This is a genomic window from Bradyrhizobium sp. cf659 (assembly GCF_900113725.1).
Classification (GTDB): domain Bacteria; phylum Pseudomonadota; class Alphaproteobacteria; order Rhizobiales; family Xanthobacteraceae; genus Bradyrhizobium.
In genome coordinates this window covers 895522-915231 of sequence record NZ_FOQJ01000003.1, presented here as the reverse complement: position 1 = coordinate 915231, position 19710 = coordinate 895522, and the positions used below count along the sequence as shown (strand labels likewise).

Here is a 19710-nt window from a genome sequence, read left to right as displayed (position 1 = left end):
GCAATGACATTTTGCCGCACCCTCACAAAGCTTCTGTTCACCGGCACGATCGCACTCGCGTCCACCGCGCACGCCGCCGGCATCACGGTGCATGACGCCCGCAATCGCGACGTCACTGTCGCCGACGTCGCACGCACGGTCTCGATCGGCGGCGCCATCACCGAGATCCTCTATGCGCTCGGGCTCGAGAGCCGGCTGGTCGGCGTGGACACCACGAGCCTTTATCCGGCGGCGGCGCTGCACGACAAACCCAATGTCGGCTACATGCGCCAGATCTCGGCCGAGGGCGTGCTCGGCCTCAATCCCACGCTGATCCTGGCGATCCAGGGGTCGGGCCCGCGCGAGACCATGGACATCCTCGAGACGGCGAAGGTGCCGCTGGTGCTGGTGCCCGAGACCTTTTCCGAGGACGGGCTGATCGAGAAGATCAGGCTGGTCGGCCACGCCATGGGCGTCGATGCACGCGCCGAATGCCTCAGCGCCGCAGTCGGCGCCGATCTCGCCCAGCTCCGCGCGCTGCGCGCCAAGGTGAAGAAGCCCGTGCGCGTCATGTTCGTGATGTCGCTCCAGAACGGGCGCGCCATGGTCGCCGGTCACAAGACCGCTGCCGACGAGATCATCCAGCTCGCCGGTGCCGCCAATGCGGTCGACGATTACGACGGCTACAAGATCATCAGCGACGAGGCGATCGTGGCGGCCAGGCCCGAATTCGTGCTGTCGATCGAGCGCGGCAGGGAGTCGCTCCAGGCCGACGCGGTCTATGCTCATCCCGGCTTTGCGCTGACGCCGGTCGCGGCCAACAAGAGTTTCATCACCATGGACGGCCTCTATCTGCTCGGCTTCGGGCCGCGCACGGCGGCGGCGGCGCGCGATCTCTCCGTCAAACTCTATCCGGCATTGGCCGACCAGGGCGGCGCATTCCCGTCGGCTCTGTCGGCGGCGAATTGCCGGCAATGAGCGTGGCGATCGGGACCGAGGCGCGACGCCCGCAGCGACACGCTGGCGCGAGACGGCGGTCCGCATCGGTTGCTCTTCCCCTTCTGATCGCCGTGCTCACGGCCACCGCGATCGTCGCGCTGACGGTCGGCGCCGCCGGCATTCCCCTTTCCCGCCTGCCGGCCGCACTCGGCTTATGGCGGGACGGCGCCGCCGATGCGATGACGGCCCGCGACCAGCTCGTGCTGTGGTCGATCCGCATTCCCCGGATTGCGGCGACCGCGATGGTCGGCGGGCTGCTCGCCGCGGCCGGCGCGATCATGCAGGGCCTGTTTCGGAACCCCCTCGCCGACCCCGCGCTCGCCGGTGTCTCCAGCGGCGGCGCGCTCGCCGCCGCTGGCGCGATCGTCTTCACCGATTCGCGCTTCGGCGCGGCGCTCCATTTCCTCCAGACCGAGCTACTGCCGCTCGCGGCCTTTGCTGGATCGTTGCTGACCACTGCGATCCTCTACGGCATCTCCAGCCGCTCGGGGCGCACCTCGATCGGGATATTCTTGCTCGCGGGGATCGCCATCACCGCGATCGCCAATGCCGGCATCGGCCTGCTCGCCTTCATCGCCGACGACCGCCAGCTCCGCGACATCGAGTTCTGGCTGCTCGGCTCGATGAGCGGCGCGACCTGGACCAAGGCCGCCGTGCTCGCGCCAGTTCTCGCGGTCGGGCTTTGGGCCTGCGCCTACATTTCGCGTGGACTCGATCTGCTCGTGCTCGGCGAGGCCGACGCCTTCCACGGCGGCGTCGATGTCGAGCGCCTCAAGCGAATCTCGATCGTCCTGGTCTCGGCCATGGCCGGGGTCGCGGTGTCGATCAGCGGCGTCATCAGCTTCGTCGGCATCGTCGTGCCGCATCTGCTCCGCCTCATCATCGGACCGGCGCATCGCCTGCTGCTGCCGGCCTCGGTCCTGCTCGGCGCGATCCTGATGGTCGGCGCCGACACGCTCGCACGCACCATCGTGGCACCGGCGGAGATGCCGGTCGGCATCTTGACCGCGGCCGTCGGTGCACCGGTCTTCCTGGGGATCCTGCTGCGGCAGCGCGGGCTCGCCTCACTATGAGCGCGGTGATCGAGGCGCGACACTTAAGCAAGCGCGCCGGCCGCGCGAGGCTGCTGGATGGCGTGAGTCTCACGGTTGCAGCCGGCGAGATGGTCGCGATCATCGGTCCGAACGGCGCCGGCAAGTCGACGCTGCTGCGGCTATTGTCCGGCGACCTCCGCCCGAGCGAGGGCGAGATACGCCTCAAGCAGCGCGACATCCACAGCTTCACCCCGCGCGAGCTCGCCGCCCGACGCGCGATGCTGTCCCAGCACATCAACGTCACCTTCCCCTTCACCGTCGAGGAGATCGTGCTGATGGGCGCCGGCGACCGCAGCCGGCGCGAGGCCGGCACGCTCGTCGATGCCGCGCTGGACGAGGTCGGCCTTGCGCATTTTCGCGAACGGCAACTGCCCACATTGTCCGGCGGCGAGCAGCAGCGCGCGCATTTCGCCCGCGTGCTGGTGCAGCTTGCCTGCGGCGAGGCCGAGCATGGACCTGGACTTCTGCTGCTGGACGAGCCGACCTCGAGCCTCGACCTGCGCCACCAGATCGACCTGGTCGAGGCCGCGCGCCGCCGCGCGGCCGGCGGCACCGCCGTGATCGCGATCCTGCACGACCTCAACCTGGCGATCCGCTTTGCCGACCGACTTGTGGTACTGAGCGGCGGCAAGCTCGCCGCCGACGGCCCGCGCGCCGATGTCGTCACGCGCGAGACCATCCGCGACATCTTCGAGATCGACGCCGTCGTCCATCGGGCCGACGACGGCGCGCCTTACGTGCTGCCGCAATCGATGCGGGCGAGCTCGACGCCGCCACGATGAAGGTGCGCCCCCTCACCCGGATTGCATCTTCGATGCAATCCGACCTCTCCCCGCAAGCGGGGCGAGGTAAGAGGGCATCGCGCCTCAGGCTCCTACCCCGCCGGCACGATCACCATGCTCTTGTCCTTCGGCCAGCGAATGCGCCAGGCGAAGTTGATGTCGCGGGCCTCGCCGGGCTTGGCGTCGAACGACCATTCCAGCACGCCGCGCTTGTCGCGGATGTTGCTCGCGGTCGGCGGCGTGGTCGACGGCAGCATCTCGACGACGATGTCCTCGTTCTCGCTGACCGGCAACTGGTCCTCGATCGCAACCTTGATCGGAAAGTCGTGACCGTTGCGGACAGTGGTCTTGAACGAACGCTCGTCGGTCTTCGACGTCGTCACGAGCAAGCCGGCCGAGCCCTCGTTGCGCTTGAGCACGGCGCGCTCGATCTTGATCTTGTCGTCAGCGCCAAAGCCGAGCCGCACGATGTCGTCCTTGGCCGACGCCGAGAGCTTGCCGCGGCCGACGAAGACGCCGTCGCGATAGATCGCGACCTTGCCCGGCAACAATGTCGTATCGTCGGTTTGCCTGAAGCTCGCTTCGAGGAAGGCGGTCGGGTCCATTACCGGCGCGGCTCGGACGGCGAGATCGGCGGGCACGGTCATCGAGGCGATGCGCAACGCCTTGGCGCCCTCGGTAGCGCCGAGGCTGACGCGGCCGGGAATCCTGAAGGTGGCCTGGAAATCGCCGATCTCGGCAACCGCCTGCTGCTCGTCGGCGCGCTCGCGCGGCTCGGCCGCCTCGGCCATTTTCGAAAGTTGGAGTTGCATCTGACGTGCGACCGGAGCGGGCCTCGCCAGATCAGAGGCAGTGCCAAGCGCCAGCGGCTTCGGCACCTGCGGATATTGCGCCACCAGCGAATTCAGCTCCGGCGCGCTGCCGCCGCGGCCGATGCGGACCGTGGAGACGCCGAGCGTGACGTTGGACCAGTCCTCGCCAGTCGATTGCGTGACCTCGGCGCGGCGGACCAGTTCGAGCTGCGGCTTGCGGTCCTTCGCGCCGGTGTCGAGCCGGGCGTCATAGAGCGGCATCCATCGCGCATTGCGCACCGCATAGGTCACCCGCAGCGTCGCCTTCGCCGCCGCCGCGGAGGCGACGTCGATCCGCACCTCCAGCTTGCTCGGCGGCTTGGCGGAGCGCTCGGCTTCAAGCTGCGCGATCTGGCGATCGATCTCGCGCTGCTTTCGCGTGGCATCGCGGATCGCGGTGTCGGCGGTCGCGATCTCCTCGGCGACCGCGGCAAAAGCCGCGCGCCATTCGGTGATCGGCCGGGCCTCGCCCTTGTCGCCAAGCCCGGCGGGAGAGGCTTCGGCAAAATGCTGCGCGAATTTGCGCCGCGCGGCGGCTGAATCGATCGTGCCTTGCAGATCAGCGCGCTGATCCTTCAGTGCCTCGATGCGCTTGTCGAGCTCGGACAGATTGACCGGCGGCGCCGCGCGCGGCGGCCGCGCGTCGATCGTGCCGATGGTGAGCTTGGCGCCCGCCTCGCCCTCGACGCGGAGGGAGGACGGATCGAGCGAGAGCGGAAAGTCCCTGGCGACCAGCGTGCTGTCGCCGGAGGCGAGATCCAGCGCAATGATGCGGGTGACGGTGGCGCCGTCGGGATAGACGGTGACGGTGTCGATGGCCGATGTGGCGTCCACATCGGCGGCCCACGACGGCAGCGCGAATGCCGTGGTCACCAGAACCAGGCTCGTCGTTGCCAAACACTTTGCGGTGATGCGCATAAATTCCCTCCTGCCGGTATCGCCGCGCCGCCAGCCGGACGCGCGATCAAATGCCTCGCCATCGTGGTGAGACGCGGCAGGGAAGGAACTGGTTCGATTGGGGTTTCCGTGGGGCGCCGCTGCGGCGGCACCATGGCCGCGGAACGCGTCGTACGCCGCGGCGGAGCCGTTAAACCCAAGTTTGGGTCGGCGAACCCTGACCAAAGATGCGGCGGAGCAGGTCCGTCACGTTGCGTGCGCCAGCCTTCTTCAGAACGCTGGCACGGTAGCCCTCGACCGTCCGTGCGCTCAGATGCATGCGCCGGGCGATCTCCTTGTTGGTGCGGCCGGCCGCGAGATGCTCGAGCACGTCGCCTTCGCGCGCCGTCAGGGGCTCGCAGCCGGGCAACCAGCGCTGGCGGCGCGAGCCGGGCTGCGCAAACTCGTCGATGGCGGCATCGATCCGGTCCACGATGTCGCGGGTGCGGAACGGCTTTTCGATGAAGTCGGCCGCGCCGCTCTTGATCGCGTCGACCGCCATGGCGATGCTGCCGTTCGCCGAAGTCACCAGGACCGGCGCCATGCAATTCTCTTCGCGCAGCCGCTTGAGCACGTCGAGGGCGGAGCGATCCGGCGGCATCTCCAGCAGCACGCAGGCCGGCATCCGCGCCCTCGCTTCCGAGAGCAGAGACGCACCGTCGGCGAAGCAGATCACGTCATAGGCGCTCTGTTGGAGCGCGGTGGACAATTGTTCGCGGGAGGCGGCGTCGGTGTCGATGACGAATACCTCACCCTTGGAAAGCATGTTTCCCGGCATAATCCCGATCCAGCAATGTCTTGGTCAAATGATCCGAAACGGCGGGGCCTCGTCGCGCCCGGCGTCATGAGCACGGCATTCACGCCCGTGCTTCGGTTTTCCTTATGTATGTTCCGTGCTGTTCCCGGATTTGACGGATCGGGACAGAAACTTTACATTTCGGGACATCTGCGGGAATGGCTGGCAGGAACGGTTTGCATGACCGACCTCATTCGCAGCGCAGGCTTGAGCTATTACCCGGAGGTCGCCCGGTCGGTCGGGCTCGACCCCAGACAGATGATGCGCAAGGTCCGGCTGCCGCTGGCCTGCCTCGACAAGCCGGATACCCCCATTGCCGTGACGGGCCTGCGCCGCCTGCTCGAACTATCGGCGCAGATGTCCGGCGCCGAAGATTTCGGCTTGCGCCTCGCCGAACGCGGCGGCCTGACCAATTTCGGCGCGGTCGGCCTGATCGTGCGCGAACAGGCGACCGTCGGCGAAGCGATCGAAGCGTTTTCGCGTTTCATCCATATCCATCATGACGGCATGCGGCTCGACGTTGCGCGCAACAAGCAGACCGTAACCGTCGCGCTGCATCTGCGCGGCCGGCAGCCGAGCGCGCCGCGGCAGTCGATCGACATGGCGCTCGGCAGCGTCCACCGCATCATCCAGTCGCTGTTCGGCAGCGATTGGCGGCCGCAGGAAGTGCATCTGCATTATCCGCCGCCGCGCGACCGCAAGCGCTACCGCGACTTCTTCGGCTGCCACGTGACGTTCAACGCCGAGGACGACGCAATCCTGCTGTCGGTGCACGACATGGAGCGCCGGATCCCGAGCGCGCATCCGCTGATCGCGAGCTATCTGCGCAAACGGATCGAGGCGATCGAGACCCGGCCGGCAAGCTGGGAGGAGAAGGTCGACGAGGTCGTGCGCCTCCTGCTCGCCAGCGGCGACTGCACGGTCGAGCGCGTGGCCGAGCATCTCGCCTGCACCCGCCGCACCGTCCACCGTCACCTCGCCGCGTCAGGCACCAGCTTCTCGGCCATCCTCGACGCGCAGCGCGCCGATCTCGTCGTCGAATTGATCGACGACCCCGGCCGGCCGCTGGCCGATATCGGCGCGCAGCTCGGCTTCTCCGCGCAAAGCGCCATGGCCCGCTGGTTCCGCGGCCGCTTCGGCTGCACCATCACCGCGTGGCGCAAGGGCGTGCGGCCGTTGGCTAAGCCGGCCGGCGTGCCGTCGGCATCTGCGGCCTAACTCTATCGTGCCGGAGCGGGCACGCCCATGATGGCAAGTGCGCGCCGATTGCTGCCGGCGAGCAGCGGGCCGAACGCAATCGCAAAGCCGAGGAAGGCGACGACCCAGCCGCAGGCGGCAATGTGCAGCAGCACATCGCCATGCGCAGGCCACGCCACCGCAGCAACCCGCGCCAGCGCCGCAGCGACGATCGCGACATAGATGCCTTGCGTCGCCGGCGAGGCCGTCAGCGCCTGTCCGGTGTGGCCGAGGCTCGCGCGCGTCATCACCGCGAGCGTCATGGTTCCGGCCGCGCCCGCCATCCAGGCATGAATCCCCGCACTCGGCGGCAACGCACCGAACACGGCCAGGGCATGCAGGAGGAAGCCGAGCGGCACGAAGAAATAGCCGACATGCAGGATCAGGAGCAGCCGTTCACGCGAGGTGCGATCGCCGGCCCAGCGCGCAAGCCGCACCAGATGCAGCAGGCCAACGAGCGCCATCACGGCACCGGTGATCACGTTCAACGGCGCCACGATCCACGAGATCAGCGCCAACGCGCTCAATCCGATCACCGCTCCGTCGAAGCGGCCGAACGGCACCGGCAGGCGGCCGGGATTGAACTTGACCAGCCAGTTGCGGGTGAAGCTCGGAATGATGCGACCTCCGATCAGCGCGATCAGCAGCACGACCACACCGATGCCGACACGGATGCTGACATCGGCCGCGCCCGCGTAATGCGTTTCGAGATGAAAGCCGACATTGCCGGCGAGCAGCACGAGCACCAGGATCACCACGGGCAGGTTGCGCCAATTGCCGCCCGCGATGATCTCGCGCGTCGCGGCGGCGACGACCAGCGCCAGGAACGCCGCATCGACGACAAGCGCGAACGCCCAGCCGACCTCGGCGGACAGCGTCACCGCGAGGCGGCCGGCCAGCCACACCACCAGCAACGCGCCCAGCGAGGCGCCCTGGATCGGCAGCCGCCCGGTCCAGTTCGGGATCGCCGTGAACAGGAACCCGGTGATCACAGCCGGCAGGAAGCCATAGAGCATCTCGTGGACGTGCCAGTCGCGCGGCGCGAAGGCTGACGTCACCGACAATTCGCCGTAGAACATCGGCAGCCAGGCCAGGATCGACAGCCCTGCCTGGATGGCGGCGAGCAGGAAAAAGGGCCGAAAGCTGTTCGCGAACAGCGGCCAGCCCGCAAAATTGCGGGATCGGGCGCCAGCCATGAGGCAACTCCTGTGAATTCAGACCGTTGCCTGGAAAAATACTGCCGTCCCGGCCGGCCGGTTTTGCGCTATCGCAAACACCTGGACGATTGCAGGTGCCATCACACTCCCGAGCGCCAAGGAGGCAGAATGGCCAAGGTCGACACATCGCTGGTTGCGCATTTGCCGCTGTTTGCCGGGGTCACGCCGGAAGCCTTGGATGAGATCCTGCGCGAGGCCCGCTCGGCGCGCTATCCCAAGAACAGCGCCATCTTCGAGCAGGGCGCAGACGCGCAGTCCTTCTTCCTGCTGCTGCACGGCCATGTCCGCGCGGCCAAGACCACGCCGACCGGCGAGCAGATCGTGGTGCGCTACGTCGCGCCCGGCGAGACGTTCGGGCTCGCGATGGCGATCGGAGCCGCGCGCTACCCCGCGACTGCGATGGCCGTCGACGACAGCGTGGTGCTGATCTGGCCGACCTCGGCCTGGCCGCGGCTGGTCGAGCGGTTTCCGGCGCTGGCCGCCAACACGCTCCAGACCGTCGGCACGCGGCTCCAGGAGAGCCACACCCGCATCCTGGAAATGTCGACCCAGCAAGTCGAGCAGCGCGTCGCGCATGCGCTGCTGCGCCTCGCCAAACAATCCGGCAAGAAGCTCGACCACGGCATCGAGATCGACTTCCCGATCAGCCGCCAGGACATCGCGCAGATGACCGGCACCACGCTGCACACCGTGAGCCGCATCCTCAGCGGCTGGGAACAGCAGGGCATCGTCGAGAGCGGCCGTCAGCGCATCATCCTGCGCGAACCGCACAGGATCGTCGTGCTGGCGGAGCGCAGCCCCGACAGCGGTGCGGCGTAACTCTTCTTCTCCCTCTCCCCGTTCTTACGGAGCCGCGACGAGCTTCGCTCGCGCTGAGAGGGTTGGGGTGAGGGGCCGCTTCCGCGAACTCGCTAACAGATGAACTCGCGGAGAGTCCCCCTCACCCGGATTGCATCTTCGATGCAATCCGACCGCTCCCCGCAAGCGGGGCGTGGTGAACACCACCTCGAGCTAGGAAGATAGGGGTGAGGGACGCTCCCGCTTACGGCGAAAGCGCTCCCTCACCCGGGAATCCGCACGCGGCCCGCGCGAATTCCAGACCGTCTCACGCCGGCACGCAGTCGCACAGCGCGGCGAGGAATTTTTCCCGATCGATGCCATGCTCGCGGCAGGCGTCATCCACCGTGTGGAAGGTTGCGATCGGACAGCCGACACAGGCCATCCTGAAGGCGAGAAACACGCGGATCGTGTGCGGCGCCGTACGCATGATGTCATCGACCAGATCGTCGGATCGAAAGGGCATGGACAACTCCGTTCCGAAACGACGATAGCGGAGCGGGCGGCGGTTTCTTTGTTGGAGCGCAAGCAAGGTCGTCATTCCGGGGCGCGCGTAGCGCGAGCCCGGAATCCATTGTACAGCACATGTCGAGGAGCAATGGATTCCGGGTTCGCGCCATCCAAGTCGGCTATTGCCGACTTGGATCTTGAAATTTGCCGAACTCGGGTAAACCCGAGTTCGGGTGGCGCGCCCCGGAATGACGGGGAAGAGAGTTCTACACCGCCCGGCTGTGCAGCTGCTTGCCCGGATCCAGATGCGCGTCGAACGCGGCGGCGACGCTGCGGACCAGGAAGCGCGAGTCGTTCGCGACCGCGAGCCGGTCGCCCTCCAGCCTCACGACGCCGTCCGAGATCAGCGGCTTCAGACGCGACGCCGATTTGAGCATCGTCTCGGCCTCTGTGCCATGGCGCGCGCAGATGTCGCCGAGATCGGCGCTGAACTCGCACATGATACGCTCGATGATGTCGGCGCGCAGCCGGTCGTCGTCGGTGAGCCCATAGCCCTTCGCGGTGGCGAGGCGGCCGGCACTGACGCTCTGCGCATAGGCGCCGATCTGCACCTCGTTCTGGACGTAACCCTGCGGCAGATGTCCGATGGCGCTCGCGCCGAAACCGAGCAGGACTTCGCCTTTGTCGGTGGTATAGCCCTGGAAATTGCGCCGCAGCGTCCGCTCCTCGAAGGCCACGGCCATGGAATCGTCGGGCCGCGCGAAATGATCGAGCCCGATCTGCACGTAACCGGCCTCCTTCAGCGCATTCGCGATCGCACAGGCCTGGTCGTGACGCGCCAGGCCGTCGGGCAGCGCGCCCTGGCTGATCATGCGCTGGTGCTTCTTGAAATCAGGCACGTGAGCGTAGCCGAACACCGAGAAGCGGTCGGGCGCGAGCGAGAGACTGCGCCGCACCGTGTCCAGGCACGAGGCGACGGTCTGATGCGGCAGCCCGTAGATCAGATCGAAATTGATTCCCGCGATACCGGCACGCCGGAGCATGTCGACCACGGCCGCCGTCTGCTCGAAGCTCTGCACGCGGTTGATCGCACGCTGCACGATGGGGTCGAAACTCTGCACCCCCAGGCTGGCGCGATTGACGCCGGAAAGCCGCATGGCCTCGACCATGTCGGCGGTCAGTGTGCGGGGATCGATCTCGACCGCGATCTCGGCCGAAGGCAGCACGAAGAACGCCTGGCGCATCGCCGCCATCAACTCGGCAAAAGCCTCGGGCGCCATGATCGTCGGTGTGCCGCCGCCGAAATGGATATGCTCGACCTTGATGCGGCGGCCGATGGTCTCGGCGACCTGCGCGATCTCGCTGCGCAGCGTCCGCTGATAGGCCGCGATCAGATCGTCGCGCCGGACGATCTGGGTATGGCAGCCGCAATACCAGCACATCTCGCGGCAGAACGGCACGTGCAGATAGAGCGACGCGCTGGCCCCGGCAGGAAGCGCGGACAACCACCGGGCGTAGGTGTCGGCGCCGATGACGGGCGAGAAGTGCGGCGCGGTCGGATAGCTCGTGTAGCGCGGCAATCTCTCTTCGCCGTAGCTCGCTGCAAGATCAGCTCTCATATCTTACCCATTCGTAAATTTCAGCCGCAGACGTCACGGCAAATCACGGAATGCATTCAGCTAACCCGGATTTGCGGAGGCGACCTTGCGCTCGCGCAAAGTCGGACCGCGGCGCCGCAAACATTGCGCTCGCGCAAAGCGCGGCGGCCGGTTCCGCGCCATGATCATGGGCAATTCGCACGGCCATCCGGAGCGTTTGCCATGAGGTTTCTCGCATTCGAACTGCTTCTCTCCCTGCTGGACGTTCGCGGCCATATCCCGCGCTTCGAAGACTTCCGGCCGGTCCCGGCGGCGCCGGCCCCGGCCGGCGCCGTACGCGCTCTGGCCGCCGCAATCGCTGTCTTCGCCGTGCTGTCGCTGGCGATCTGGGCCGCGGTCTGGGTTGCCATTCATCTCATCTAGCCGCGTCTTCGCGAAGGCCTCGATCATGATCTCATCCAAGCGCGCATTTGCCGGCGCGGTCGCCCTGACATGCCTTGTCTGGCCGCCCGCCTTCGCCGCCGACAGAACCAGTGGCGATCTCGTCATCACCAGGGCCTGGAGCCGGGCGACGCCCGGCGGAGCCAAGGTCGCCGGCGGCTATCTGACCATCGAGAACAGGGGCGCTGCGCCGGAGCGGTTGAAGACCGCCTCGACCGCGCATGCGCTTCGAACCGAGATCCACGAAATGGCCGTCAATGGCGGCGTCATGACCATGCGTCCGCTCGTCGACGGGCTCGTCATCGCGCCGGGACAATCCCTCTCGCTTGCGCCCGGCGGCGGACACCTGATGTTCATCGGTCTCGATGCGCCGCTTCGTGTCGGCGATCAGGTCCCGGTGACGCTGTCGTTCGAGCATGCCGGCGAGGTGAAGGTGACGCTCGATGTGCAGGCCATCGGCGCGCAGGCGCCGGAGAAGACAGAGCGCACGGAGATCGCGCCGCCCGCGCCCCGTCCGGAGCCGGCCGCTCCACCCGCCATGGTTTCCGAAGCAGACGAAAGCTTCTTCACGCATCTCCATGCCGAAAAGGCCATGGCGAACGTCACGGTCTCGCCCGGGCGTGCCGGGCCGGTCGAGATCGCAATCCAGCTTGAAGATGCGAACGAATTGCCGCTGAGCGCCGACGCCGTTGCAGTCACGCTCGGCAACCCCGAGCACGGCGTGGCGCCGGTTACCGCAAACGCCGAACGCATCGGCAACGATCAGTGGCGTGTCAGGATGTCGGCGCCGCTGTCCGGCCGCTGGTCGCTCGGCCTCGACATCCGCATCACGCCCTCGGACGCGGTCAACGTGGTGTCACCGATCCTGCTCCGTTGAGCCGCCTAAGTACTGTTGCGTAGACGAATCCAGAAGAAGCTTGTCGCAGCGCAAACACTCTTGCCGTAACAGGCGCACACTGCATCCCGTCATCAAAACCATTTCAGATGAAGGATGCTTCCGATGTTCACCCGCAGAGCCGCATTGATCAGCGCCGCCGCGACCGCCTTGATGCTGGCAACCCCCGCCCTGGCGGCCGAGGATCTCAAACTGCCGCGTCAAAAGGTCGAGCTGGTCGCTCCGCCGTTCGTGCATGCGCACGAGCAGGCGACCAAGCAGGGCCCGAAGATCGTGGAGTTCAAGCTCACGATCGAGGAGAAGAAGGTCGTCATCGACGAGAAGGGCACCACCTTCCAGGCGATGACCTTCAACGGCTCGATGCCGGGCCCGCTGATGGTCGTGCATGAGGGCGACTACGTCGAAACGACGCTGGTCAATCCCGCGACCAACACCATGCCGCACAACATCGACTTCCACTCCGCGACCGGCGCGCTCGGCGGCGGCGCGCTCACCCTGATCAATCCCGGCGAGCAGGTCGTGCTGCGCTGGAAGGCGACCAAGACCGGCGTGTTCGTCTATCACTGCGCGCCGGGCGGCCCGATGATCCCCTGGCACGTCGTCTCCGGCATGAACGGTGCGGTGATGGTGCTGCCGCGCGAGGGACTGAACGACGGCAAGGGCCACGCGCTGAAATACGACAAGGTCTACTATATCGGCGAGCAGGACATGTATGTGCCGCGCGACGAGAAGGGCAATTTCAAGTCCTACGACTCGCCGGGCGAAGCCTTCACCGACACCGAAGAGGTGATGAAGAAGCTGATCCCCTCCCATGTCGTGTTCAACGGCAAGGCCGGCGCACTCACCGGCAAGAATGCGCTCACCGCCAATGTCGGCGAGAACGTGCTGATCGTGCACTCGCAGGCCAATCGCGACAGTCGCCCGCATCTGATCGGCGGCCATGGCGACTATGTCTGGGAGACCGGCAAGTTCGGCAATGCACCTGAGGTCGGGCTGGAGACCTGGTTCATCCGCGGCGGCTCGGCGGGAGCTGCGCTGTACAAGTTCATGCAGCCCGGCATCTACGCCTACGTCACGCACAATCTGATCGAGGCCGCCGACCTCGGCGCCACCGCGCACTTCAAGGTCGAAGGCAAGTGGAACGACGATCTGATGACCCAGGTGAAGGCGCCTGCGGAAATACCGGCCAACACCAACTAGACGCGACAAGGGGCCGGTGATCACCGGCCCCTTCTTCCTTTCGGGGGACGATCATGCTGATCGCATTCAAGCTGAAACTGGCACTGGCTTGCGCAGCCGGACTCGCAGGACCGATCGCGGTGGCGCCGCTGGTCTCGGACATGGCGGTCCGCGGCACGGCGGCGGAGCCTGCGATCGTCCAGATCGCGCCGGGCAGCCTGTCCTATCGCGAGGCCGGCGATTTCACGCGTGGCGGGCAACAGGCGGAAGCGCCGCTGCGCGCGATGCGGTTCGCGAGACCGCTGCACGTCATGCGGCATCAGGTTTCTTCATCCGACTACCGGCTTTGTGTGCAGGACGGCGCCTGCCGTGCGCTCGACCGCGACGTGGCGATAGCCACCGATCGCCCCGCGGTGCAGGTGAACTGGCACGATGCGCAGGCCTATGCGGGCTGGCTCTCGCACAAGACCGGCAAGACGTGGCGCCTGCCGAGCGACGCGGAATGGGCCTTTGCGGCGGGCTCGCGGTTCAAGGACGATGGCGCGCCGGTGGACGCGGAGGATCCTTCGAGGCGCTGGATCAGCCGCTATGAGCGGGAATCCGAACGCGACCGCTCCGACACGACGGCCTATCCGTTCGGCAAGTTCGGCGCGAACGAGCACGGCATCGAAGATCTCGCCGGCAACGTCTGGGAGTGGACCTCGACCTGCTTCGTGCGCTCGCGGACCGACGAGGCCGGCAATGCCGGCAAACCGACCGTGAATTGCGGCGTGCGTATCGCCGAGGGCGCGCACCGCGCCTATGTCACCGATTTCATCCGCGACGCCCGCGCCGGCGGCTGCGCGCAAGGCGTGCCGCCCGCCAATCTCGGCTTCCGCCTGGTGCGCGAGGAGCCGTCGTGGATTGCGAGCGTGTCGGCGCGATGGAGCAAGACGTGGGCGAGGTCGTAGCCACACGCGCTGTCATTGCGAGCACAGCGAAGCAATCCAGACTGTAGCCGTGGAAAGATTCTGGATTGCTTCGCTGCGCCCGCAATTGACGGCGTGGATCAAGGTGCGCCACTCGCACGGCCACCGTAGGGTGGGCAAAGCGAAGCGTGCCCACCGACTTTTACGCTGCGCGGATGGATGGTGGGCACAGCGCTATCGCGCCTTTGCCCACCCTACAAGTTCAAGCGAAAATGGCCGGGACGAAGCCCGGCCATTTCACAATTATTCGCGAGCGCTTCTTACGTGTTCTTCAGCGCGACGCGGAATTCGGCTTCGGTCTTGGCCTTGACCTCGTCGAGCGAGACGCCATCGGCAAGCTCGATCAGCGCCATGCCGCCGTCGCCGTGCTTGTCGATGGTGAAGACGGCGAGATCGGTGACGACCATGTCGACCACGCGTTCGCCGGTCAGCGGCAAATTGCACTTCTTCAGGAGCTTCGAGCCGTCCTTGGCGGAATGCTCCATCACCACGACGACGCGCTTGACGCCGGCGACGAGATCCATCGCGCCGCCCATGCCCTTGACCATCTTGCCGGGGATCATCCAGTTGGCGAGATCGCCGTTCTGGGCCACCTGCATGGCGCCGAGGATCGACAGATCCATGTGGCCGCCGCGGATCATGCCGAAGGAATCCGCGCTCGAGAAATACGAGGTCGAGGGCAGCTCGCTCACGGTCTGCTTGCCGGCGTTGATGAGGTCGGCGTCGACCTCGTCCTCATAGGGGAACGGGCCCATGCCGAGCATGCCGTTCTCGCTCTGGAGGCTGACGTCGACACCATCAGGGATGTAGTTCGAGACCAGCGTCGGGATGCCGATGCCGAGATTGACGTAGTAGCCATCGCGCAGTTCCTTCGCGGCGCGCGCGGCCATCTGTTCACGGGTCCAGGCCATATCGCTCTCCTGATTCTCAAGCTGCCGTGCGCGGGCGGGTGTTGCGGAATTCGATGCGCTTCTTGGCCGTGCCGACCTCGACGATGCGCTTCACGAAAATGCCGGGCGTGTGGATGTGGTCGGGATTGAGTTCACCGGCCGGAACCAGATGCTCGACCTCGGCCACCGTGATCTTGGCGGCGGTCGCCATCATCGGGTTAAAGTTGCGCGCGGTCTTGCGGTAGATGAGGTTGCCGGCGGTGTCACCCTTCCAGGCGTGCACGATGGCGAGGTCGGCGAACAGGCCGCGCTCCATCAGGTACTTCTCGCCATCGAATTCCTTCACTTCCTTGCCTTCGGCGATCAGCGTGCCGACGCCGGTCTTGGTGTAGAAGGCCGGGATCCCGGCGCCGCCGGCGCGGATGCGCTCGGCCAGCGTGCCCTGGGGATTGAATTCGAGTTCCAGCTCGCCGGCGAGGAATTGCTGGGCGAACAGCTTGTTCTCGCCGACATAGGACGAGATCATCTTCTTGATCTGCCGGGTTTCCAGGAGGCGGCTGAGCCCGATGCCGTCGACGCCGGCATTGTTGGAGACGACCGTCAGCCCCTTGACGCCGGACTCCCGGATCGCATCCGACAGCTCCTCGGCAATGCCGCAGAGGCCGAAGCCGCCCGACATGATCATCATGTTGTCTTTCAGAATGCCGTCGAGCGCCGACTTGGCGTCGGGATAGACCTTGTTCATGCAAAAAACCTCGACTGAACCTTCGGCTTGCGGGCGTCGCGCCTCATTGGCGGCGATTATTAGGCGAAATCGTCCGAAGCCGTCAATGATACGGGGTTCTCCGCGCCGCGGGGCGGTGGTAGAAGCTGCCCACGCCGTGGGCAAGACCGCCCGTGGCCTTGAAAGCGACAAGAAAACCCATCAAGTTGCGGCACTTAACCTAACAGGACTTGGGCGTGGGGCGCGCGGGTTTTCCCGGCCCGCCCTTCTGGCTCCAACGACCAACCCGATCAGGACATGCCATTGACCATGGCCCAAGGAATGAAGCGCCTCGGGACGCCGATCGCGGCGCTGCTCGGCGTCGCGCTGATCGCCCTGATCGCGACCTCCTGGCTCATCAACCGCGACGCGCTGCGCAAGGCCGTGGAAGCGCAGATCCGCGACGTCACCGGGCTCGAGCTCAATGTCGCAGGCGCCATCGACATTTCGGTGCTGCCGGCGAGCTACATCTCCTTCCATGACGTCGGCCTGAAGGGCGGCGGCACCAGCGATCCCGCGCTCCGTGTCGACGTGCTCACCGCCAATCTGCGGCTGCTGCCGCTGCTGCTGCAACGGTTCGAGATCGCCGACCTGACGCTGCTGCGGCCGCGCATCCATGTCAGCCTGAAGCCGGACGGCGAGAGCAACTGGACGCCCTTCATCCAGACCATCGCGCGCACCATGAAGCCCGGCGCCGAAAATCAGGTCTCGTTCTCCGAGATCCGGATCCAGGACGGCGTGCTCAATTACGAGGACGCCGCCACGCACGCCACCGAGCAGTTCGACGACATCGACCTGTCGCTGGCCTGGCCCTCGATCTCGCGCTCCTTCGCCGCGACCGGCCAGTTCGACTGGCGCGGCGAACGCGTCGATGGCTCGATCAGCTTCGCCGATTTCGTCGCCGCCCTCTCCGGCGACCGTTCCGGCCTGAAGGCGCGGATCGCCAGCGCCCCGCTCAAGCTCGCCTTCGACGGCAGCGTCGCCAACCGCACCAGCCCGATGATGGAAGGCACGCTCACGATCGACAGCCCGTCCTTGCGCAACGCGCTGCGCTGGACCGGCCAGCCGCAGCCCGCCAGCGGCGGCTTCGGCCGTTTCGCGCTGAAGGCGCGCGCCAATGTCGTCGGCGCCTCGATCGCGCTCACCAACGTCAATGTCGAGCTCGACGGCAATGCCGCCGAGGGCGTCATGACCTACGCCAACAACGGCCGGCAGACGCTCCAGGCGACGCTGGCCGCCGACACGCTCGACTTCACGCCTTACATCTCGACCTTCCGCCTGCTCGCGAGCGGCGCGCGCGACTGGAACAGGCAGCTGTTCGATCTCAACGGGCTCTCGACCACCGACCTCGACATGCGCCTGTCGGCGGCGCGGCTGACGGTCGGGCCGTCGAAGCTCGGCCGCACCGCGATCGGCGCCAATTTGCGCAACGGTACGCTGGCGCTCTCGGTGGGCGAAGCCCAGGTCTATGGCGGTATCGCCAAGGGCTCGTTCGGCATCGCGCGCGCCGACACCGTCGCCGACATCAAGGCGCAATTCCAGTTCACCGACGTCGACCTCCAGGCCTGCGCCTCCGAACTGTTCGGCCTCAACAAACTGTCCGGCCGCGGCAACATCAACGTCTCCCTCGTCGCCTCCGGCTCGAGCCCGTTCGGCCTCGTGCAGTCGCTCGACGGCAGCGCCACCGTCACCGGGCACAACGGCGCGATCTCGGGCTTCAATGCCGAACAGCTCCTGAAACGGCTGGAGCGCCGGCCGCTGTCCGGCGGCGGCAATTTCCGCAACGGCTCGACGCCTTACGACAATCTCACCATCGCGGTGAAATTCTCCGACGGGGTCGCCACCGCCGAAGACATCCGCGTCGAAGGGCCGGCGGCGAAGATCACGATGACCGGCACCGCCTCGGTGCCGACGCGCGAATACGACATGAAGGGCGTGGCCAGCCTCAACAGCGCCTCGGGCTTCGAATTGCCCTTCGTGGTGCAGGGCCCCTGGGATGATCCCCTGATCTTCCCCGATCCGGAAAGCCTGATCCGCCGCTCGCCCGCCTCCGCCCCCCTGCTCGACATGCTCAAGGACCGCAAGGCGGGCGACGCCGTGCGCTCCGCGATCGAGCGCATCACCGGCGGCGGCAAGCGCCCCGCACCGGCAGAATCGCCGACGGCGGAGAACGCCAAGGAAAACGCAAAGTCGAACTGAGGACCGCGCTCGAGCGGCACTGTCCGACCATCGCGAATTGATCCGGCCGAATTGATGCGGCGATTGGATCGATGCGCGCATTAAGCATCTCCACAGGCCCCGTCCCCACGACCTAGGTCTGACAACATGCCGCTAGATCGGCTGGCGGCCATGCGCTAGTGTTTTATACGACCGGTTAAAAACACCGGCCGTTTGAGGGAGAAAAACGTGAGATCCAAGGTTATTGGCGCAGTCACACTGGCGGTCGCTGCGGCGGGGCTGTTCGCAGCCGCTGCACCCGCATTTGCGCAGCAGAAGACGATTACGGTCTGGTGGGGCAAGGGCTTCTACCGCTCCGAAGACGACGCGCTGATCGAGACGATCAAGAAGTTCGAAGCCAAGACCGGCATCAAGGTCGAATTGTCGCAGTACGCGATCCAGGACATGATTCCGAAGACGGTCGCAGCGCTCGATGCCGGCACCGTGCCCGACGTCGCCTATTCCGACTCCTATGACGTGCAGGCCCAGGGCAAGTGGGCCTATGAGGGCAAGCTCGAGGATCTCACCGATGTCATGGAGCCGATCAAGGATCGGTTCGTGCAGAACACGCTGGATGCGTCGATCCTCTATAACGACGTGACCAAGAAGAAGGCCTATTACGGCTTCCCGCTGAAGCAGCAGAGCATGCACGTCCAGATCTGGAACGACATGCTGGAGAAGGCCGGCTTCAAGGTCGCCGACATCCCGAACGACTGGGAGGGTTACTGGACGTTCTGGTGCGACAAGGTGCAACCGGCGATCCGCAAGGCCACCGGCCAGCGCATCTACGCCGTCGGCCAGCCGATGGGCGTGGAATCCACCGACGCCTTCCAGTCGTTCTACACCTTCATGGACGCCTACCACGTCAAGCTGGTCGACGACGACGGCAAGCTCCTGGTTGACGATCCCAAGGTCCGCGAGAACCTGATCAAGGCGATGAAGGACTACACCGACACCTACATCAAGGGCTGCACCCCGCCCTCGTCCACGACCTGGAAGGATCCGGACAACAACGTCGCCTTCCACAACAAGACCATTGTGATGACCCACAATTTCACGATCTCGATCGCGGCGAAGTGGTACGAGGATTCGCAGAATCAGGCGCTGACGCCCGAGCAGCGCGAGGCCGGCAAGAAGGCCTACGAGCAGGACATCGTCACCGCCTCTTTCCCGAAGGCGCCTGATGGCACGACCATCCGCTACCGCTCCGACGTCAAGACCGGGCTGGTCTTCACCGCGGCCAAGAACAAGGCCGAGGCGAAGCAGTTCATCAGCTTCCTGCTCCAGGAAGACAACGTCCGCCCCTATATCGAGGGCGCGCTCGGCCGCTGGTTCCCGGTGACCAAGGAAAGCCAGGCCAGCCCGTTCTGGCAGGCCGACAAGCACCGCAAGGCGGTCTACGCCCAGTTCACCGGCGGCACCGCTGCGTTCGACTTCACCAAGAACTGGAAGTTCACGATCCTGAACAACGAGAACGTCTGGGCCAAGGCGATGAACCGGGTCGTCAGCGAGAAGGTTCCGGTCGACAAGGCCGTCGACGAGCTGATCGCCCGCATCAAGCAGGTCGCGGGCTAAGGTCCAT

Annotated in this window: 17 protein-coding genes and 1 pseudogene; 11 read left to right on the top strand and 7 right to left on the bottom strand. The window is 66.2% G+C overall.

Features of this window, described 5'->3' with window-relative positions; translation table 11 throughout:
• The first annotated feature begins 3 nt into the window (after window positions 1–3).
• Genes BM118_RS18380 through BM118_RS18370 form a run of 3 tightly spaced genes read left to right on the top strand, consistent with a single transcriptional unit; the run spans window position 4 to window position 2854 of the window.
• Entirely contained in the window at window positions 4–957 is a 954-nt protein-coding gene (locus BM118_RS18380) for a heme/hemin ABC transporter substrate-binding protein (protein WP_092186887.1), read from the top strand.
• Window positions 954–2051 carry a FecCD family ABC transporter permease gene (locus tag BM118_RS18375; RefSeq protein ID WP_092186886.1) on the top strand — a complete coding sequence of 366 codons (1098 nt, stop codon included), beginning with the start codon at window positions 954–956 and terminating at the stop codon, window positions 2049–2051. The genes BM118_RS18380 and BM118_RS18375 overlap by 4 nt, the downstream gene beginning before the upstream one ends.
• Window positions 2048–2854, top strand: a complete 807-nt coding sequence (locus tag BM118_RS18370) for a heme ABC transporter ATP-binding protein (RefSeq protein ID WP_092186885.1) — start codon at window positions 2048–2050, stop codon at window positions 2852–2854. Before BM118_RS18375 ends, BM118_RS18370 begins: the two co-directional genes overlap by 4 nt.
• Window positions 2855–2946: 92 nt before the next feature.
• On the opposite strand, the gene BM118_RS18365 is transcribed toward BM118_RS18370, so the two are convergent.
• Window positions 2947–4623 (bottom strand): mucoidy inhibitor MuiA family protein, encoded by a 1677-nt coding sequence (locus tag BM118_RS18365; protein ID WP_092186884.1) that lies wholly within the window; start codon window positions 4621–4623, stop codon window positions 2947–2949.
• Between the two features lie 169 nt (window positions 4624–4792).
• Complete coding sequence (locus BM118_RS18360; RefSeq protein WP_092186883.1) at window positions 4793–5419, bottom strand: response regulator transcription factor; 627 nt, start codon at window positions 5417–5419, stop codon at window positions 4793–4795.
• 198 nt (window positions 5420–5617) lie between these two features.
• Between BM118_RS18360 and BM118_RS18355 the strand changes: the two genes are divergently transcribed.
• A complete protein-coding gene (locus tag BM118_RS18355) occupies window positions 5618–6655 on the top strand; it encodes an AraC family transcriptional regulator (protein ID WP_092186882.1) in 1038 nt (345 codons plus the stop codon).
• 2 nt (window positions 6656–6657) lie between these two features.
• Here the strand turns inward: BM118_RS18355 and BM118_RS18350 are convergent, their stop codons facing one another.
• Complete coding sequence (locus BM118_RS18350) at window positions 6658–7869, bottom strand: NnrS family protein (RefSeq protein WP_092186881.1); 1212 nt, start codon at window positions 7867–7869, stop codon at window positions 6658–6660.
• Window positions 7870–7998: 129 nt separating this feature from the next.
• On the opposite strand from BM118_RS18350, the gene BM118_RS18345 reads away from it, so the two are divergent.
• The gene (locus BM118_RS18345; protein ID WP_092186880.1) at window positions 7999–8709 is read left to right on the top strand and encodes a Crp/Fnr family transcriptional regulator; all 711 of its coding nucleotides are present in this window, start codon (window positions 7999–8001) and stop codon (window positions 8707–8709) included.
• 286 nt (window positions 8710–8995) lie between these two features.
• On the opposite strand, the gene BM118_RS18340 is transcribed toward BM118_RS18345, so the two are convergent.
• The gene (locus tag BM118_RS18340) at window positions 8996–9193 is read right to left on the bottom strand and encodes a DUF1858 domain-containing protein (protein ID WP_092187054.1); all 198 of its coding nucleotides are present in this window, start codon (window positions 9191–9193) and stop codon (window positions 8996–8998) included.
• Window positions 9194–9443: 250 nt separating this feature from the next.
• A complete protein-coding gene (gene hemN, locus BM118_RS18335) occupies window positions 9444–10796 on the bottom strand; it encodes an oxygen-independent coproporphyrinogen III oxidase (protein WP_092186879.1) in 1353 nt (450 codons plus the stop codon).
• A 201-nt stretch (window positions 10797–10997) separates the two neighbouring features.
• Between hemN and BM118_RS18330 the strand changes: the two genes are divergently transcribed.
• The 4 genes and pseudogenes from BM118_RS18330 (at window position 10998) to BM118_RS18315 (ending at window position 14240) form a co-directional block, all read left to right on the top strand.
• Window positions 10998–11198 carry a hypothetical protein gene (locus BM118_RS18330; RefSeq protein ID WP_092186878.1) on the top strand — a complete coding sequence of 67 codons (201 nt, stop codon included), beginning with the start codon at window positions 10998–11000 and terminating at the stop codon, window positions 11196–11198.
• Window positions 11199–11223: 25 nt separating this feature from the next.
• A pseudogene (locus tag BM118_RS42340) lies at window positions 11224–11688 on the top strand (copper chaperone PCu(A)C); the annotation flags it as partial.
• Between the two features lie 528 nt (window positions 11689–12216).
• Entirely contained in the window at window positions 12217–13311 is a 1095-nt protein-coding gene (nirK, locus tag BM118_RS18320) for a copper-containing nitrite reductase (protein WP_177234415.1), read from the top strand.
• Between the two features lie 53 nt (window positions 13312–13364).
• Complete coding sequence (locus BM118_RS18315) at window positions 13365–14240, top strand: formylglycine-generating enzyme family protein (RefSeq protein WP_092186875.1); 876 nt, start codon at window positions 13365–13367, stop codon at window positions 14238–14240.
• A 278-nt stretch (window positions 14241–14518) separates the two neighbouring features.
• Here BM118_RS18315 and BM118_RS18310 read toward each other — a convergent pair whose 3' ends face one another.
• Together BM118_RS18310 and BM118_RS18305 are read right to left on the bottom strand one after the other, a co-directional pair.
• Window positions 14519–15169: a 3-oxoacid CoA-transferase subunit B gene (locus tag BM118_RS18310; RefSeq protein WP_092186874.1), complete on the bottom strand. Its 651-nt coding sequence runs from the start codon at window positions 15167–15169 to the stop codon at window positions 14519–14521.
• A 16-nt stretch (window positions 15170–15185) separates the two neighbouring features.
• Window positions 15186–15893: a CoA transferase subunit A gene (locus tag BM118_RS18305; RefSeq protein WP_011089830.1), complete on the bottom strand. Its 708-nt coding sequence runs from the start codon at window positions 15891–15893 to the stop codon at window positions 15186–15188.
• A gap of 288 nt (window positions 15894–16181) precedes the next feature.
• Here BM118_RS18305 and BM118_RS18300 point away from each other — a divergent pair, with 288 nt between their 5' ends.
• Window positions 16182–18110 carry an AsmA family protein gene (locus tag BM118_RS18300; protein WP_177234449.1) on the top strand — a complete coding sequence of 643 codons (1929 nt, stop codon included), beginning with the start codon at window positions 16182–16184 and terminating at the stop codon, window positions 18108–18110.
• A gap of 207 nt (window positions 18111–18317) precedes the next feature.
• Window positions 18318–19703, top strand: coding sequence for an ABC transporter substrate-binding protein (locus BM118_RS18295; RefSeq protein ID WP_092186872.1), 1386 nt, complete (start codon window positions 18318–18320; stop codon window positions 19701–19703).
• Window positions 19704–19710 lie beyond the last annotated feature (7 nt).